Raw genomic sequence first — 3301 nt, 5'->3', positions numbered from 1 at the left:
TATTGGTCATATCACGCAATTTTTGAGAATTATTTAATAGATCAAATAGTACCTCTGTTAGATTTTTTTTTGTTTCACTATTCTGCTCAACTATTATAGCTGCTCTCGAGTCTTCAATATATTTTGCGTTATAAAATTGGTGATTATCTTTTGAGTAAGGGTAAGGAATATATATAGCAGAACGCCTAGCAAGAGTGATCTCTGCTATTGAAGTTGCTCCTGCTCTGCTAATTACCAAGTGAGCATTGGCCAGTCTATTCTCCATATCATCAAAAAATTCACTCAATTCACAATCGATCTTTTCACTTTTGTATAGACTTTTGACCTTGTTTACATTTTTCTTCGTACATTGCTGCGTCACTCTAATTTTCTTTTTCATTTTAATAGGTAAATCACAAATTACGCTGCTTACTACATCATCAAAAAAATTTGCACCTTGGCTGCCTGCTATGACCAATATATTTAGGATTTTCTCAGTGCTAGAATGGCTCTGTGCTTTTATATCAACAAAATTTCCTGTAAAAATACATTTATTGCCCTCTGCATATTTAGTCTCCGGAAAGCTGGTTGCAATTAATTTTGCACTCTTGAAAAAGAATCTATTTACTCTCCCTAAAACTGTGTTTTGTTCATGTAAAATTATAGGTATAGAAAGAACTCTTGCTGCAAGAAGAGTTGGAAAAGAAGCATAGCTACCAAAACCAATGACCGATTTTGGTTTTAATTTTCTTACTTGATACAGTGCTAACATAGAGCTGTATATCAAGAAAAGGAAAAACTTAAATTTGTTGCTGCTTGGTCTACGTAATGGTAAGGTGTAGCTTTCTATGTCGGTATTTTTATTTGTTTTTTTATCAGTGAATAATATGCAATTGTATCCTTGTGTCTTTAGTGCTTTTGCTAAAGCTATGGCCGGAAAGATATGCCCACCTGTGCCACCTGTTGCTAAAATAATATCCATCTGTAAATAATAAATCCTAGATTGTTAACTGTTATTTAACAATTTGCACATAGAATTTTATTAAGCGTTATGATAGTTGAGTTAAAAATGCCTAAAAGTAATAGTAAAAAAGAACCTAATGAGAAAAATAAACCTCAAGAACAAAGAGAAGGCAGAAGCAGAGGTTTTTTAGAACTGCTAAAAAATATAATAAAAATTCTTTTCAATTCGGTCGTTGACCTACCTGAGCACGAGCAGTATAATAAAATGAAAAACACTAATCTACAACAAGGTTTGGATACTAAAGGAAAAGGCCCAGAAGATCTTCATCCAAAGGCAAAGCTTGAAGTTAAAGAAGCAGCTAAGGGATTGAAAGAAGAGTTACAGAATTCTGATGCTGGTGGTAATCAATCTATTGAAACTAAAGTGCCTAATCAAACTACTACTCAAGACATTGACAACTCTAAAACGATGGAACGTTAGTTCAACTATTTAACATCTGCAGCAAGCACTGATTCATGTATCATCTCTGAAATGGTTGGATGAGGAAAAATCGTAGATTTTATGTCGAAGTCTGTTCCTTCTAGTTGCTTTGCAAGAGCAAAATTGCTAATTAACTCCGTTACTTCTGCACCTATCATGTGGCTACCCAGAATTTCTCCGGTTTTTTTATCTATAATCGTTTTCACTAACCCTTCAGTTTCACTGAGTGCAACAGACTTACCATTAAAGTTAGAGTGAAATTTTCCTATTTTTATATCATACCCACCTTTTATTGCCTGTTCCTCAGTAAGGCCGATGCTCGCTATTTGTGGATGAGAATAAGTGCAATTTGGTATGCATTCTTTTTTTAACGCATGAGCATTTTTACCAGCAATCTTTTCAATGCGGATCACGGCTTCATGGCTCGCTTTATGTGCTAAACATGGTGGGCCAGCTACATCACCTATTGCATACACATTTGATTCACTAGTTTCATACCATTCATTCGTTTCAATAAAACCAGAAGGGCTTAATTTAATTTTTGTATTTTCTAAACCTATATTTTCAATATTTGCTTGAATTCCAACCGCAACAATCACCTTATCAAATTCTTTGCTTTCACCACTACTTAGTAGCACTTGAGCAGAGTCTTTACTTTTAGTAAGAGCTTTTACGCTACTGCTTGTATATATTTCTATCCCCTGTTTTGTGAATATTTCTTGTGCTAAATCTGAAATGTCCTTATCCTCCAGCGGCAAAATAGTGCTCTTTATCTCTATGATTGTTACATCAACCCCCAAAGTACTATAAAAACTTGCAAATTCTATTCCAATTGCACCAGACCCTATAATTAGTAGCGATTTTGGTAATCTCTCTGGAGTCATAGCGTGCTGCGCATTCCATATTAAATCTCCATCTGCCTCTATTCCAGGCAGATTCCGTGCCCTCACGCCTGTTGCTAAAATGATATGCTTGGAAACAATTTCTTGTTCTTCCTTATCGCTAACGACTTTTATAGTACTATTGCCTGCAAGTTTACCAAAACCTTGATGAACTTTGATATTATTTTTTTTCATCAAATATGCAACACCGCTTGACAATTTATCAACAACGTTTCTTGAGTATTTCACTATTGATTGTATATCAAAACTCGCTCCCTTTACTTCTATACCAAACTCTTTTGATCTTTTTATTAGCCTATAAACCTCAGATGCTCTAAGCAGTGATTTTGTTGGTATACATCCCCAATTTAAGCATATACCGCCTAAATTTTTTTCTTTTTCCACAATTGCAGTTTTAAACCCAAGCTGTGCCGCCCTAATTGCCGCTATATAACCACCAGGACCGCTACCTATAACCGTAATATCATACTCATTCATCAGTTTTCTTCGTATTCAAAAAGATTATATATAACAGATGGAACCCATACAATCAATGGTCTGTCATCTACCGTCTTAAGAGTCAAGATAAAAGTTGTTATTTTTTATCATGGCATTTAAACAAACGATAATTTTTCTCATGACAGCAACTAATGCAACATACTGTAATTGCGATTGAATGATGGAGAGACATACTCCATTATTTTAGCACGAAGTAACAAATTCAATGAATTGGTTCTTCAAAAATAATTTAAACTTTTACAGTAGGAGTAGTCTCATGAAATATTATAGCGGGTTAGATATCTCACTCAAAGAAACTTTTATTAGTATCGTTGATGAGAAAGGAAAAATTGTTAAAGAAGAAGTTGTTGCAAGTGAGAGCAGTGCAATAGCTGAGTTTCTGCTTAGTCAAAGCAGAGAATACGAATCCATAGGAATAGAAAGTGGGCAATTGTCAATATCGATGTGCAAAGAGTTAAGGAGCTTTGGATTACCAGTA

At 34.6% G+C, this 3301-nt stretch carries 3 protein-coding genes and 1 pseudogene; 2 read left to right on the top strand and 2 right to left on the bottom strand.

Annotated elements, in window-relative coordinates; genetic code table 11:
• The coding region (gene murG, locus OZD66_RS02285; RefSeq protein WP_275022109.1) for an undecaprenyldiphospho-muramoylpentapeptide beta-N-acetylglucosaminyltransferase at positions 1 to 961 on the bottom strand (961 nt) is incomplete at its 3' end.
• Positions 962 to 1030: 69 nt separating this feature from the next.
• Here murG and OZD66_RS02280 point away from each other — a divergent pair.
• On the top strand, positions 1031 to 1423 hold the full coding sequence (locus tag OZD66_RS02280; protein WP_182366690.1) for a hypothetical protein: 393 nt from the start codon (positions 1031 to 1033) through the stop codon (positions 1421 to 1423).
• 5 nt (positions 1424 to 1428) lie between these two features.
• Here the strand turns inward: OZD66_RS02280 and lpdA are convergent, their stop codons facing one another.
• Positions 1429 to 2802: a dihydrolipoyl dehydrogenase gene (gene lpdA / locus OZD66_RS02275; RefSeq protein ID WP_182366692.1), complete on the bottom strand. Its 1374-nt coding sequence runs from the start codon at positions 2800 to 2802 to the stop codon at positions 1429 to 1431.
• Between the two features lie 277 nt (positions 2803 to 3079).
• On the opposite strand from lpdA, the pseudogene OZD66_RS02270 reads away from it, so the two are divergent.
• Positions 3080 to 3301, top strand: a pseudogene (locus tag OZD66_RS02270) (IS110 family transposase); the annotation flags it as partial.

The sequence above is a fragment of the Wolbachia endosymbiont of Drosophila baimaii genome, from assembly GCF_028982185.1.
GTDB lineage: Bacteria > Pseudomonadota > Alphaproteobacteria > Rickettsiales > Anaplasmataceae > Wolbachia > Wolbachia pipientis.
Note: the sequence above shows the minus strand (reverse complement) of the source record. Positions and strands in the feature narration are given on the sequence as shown.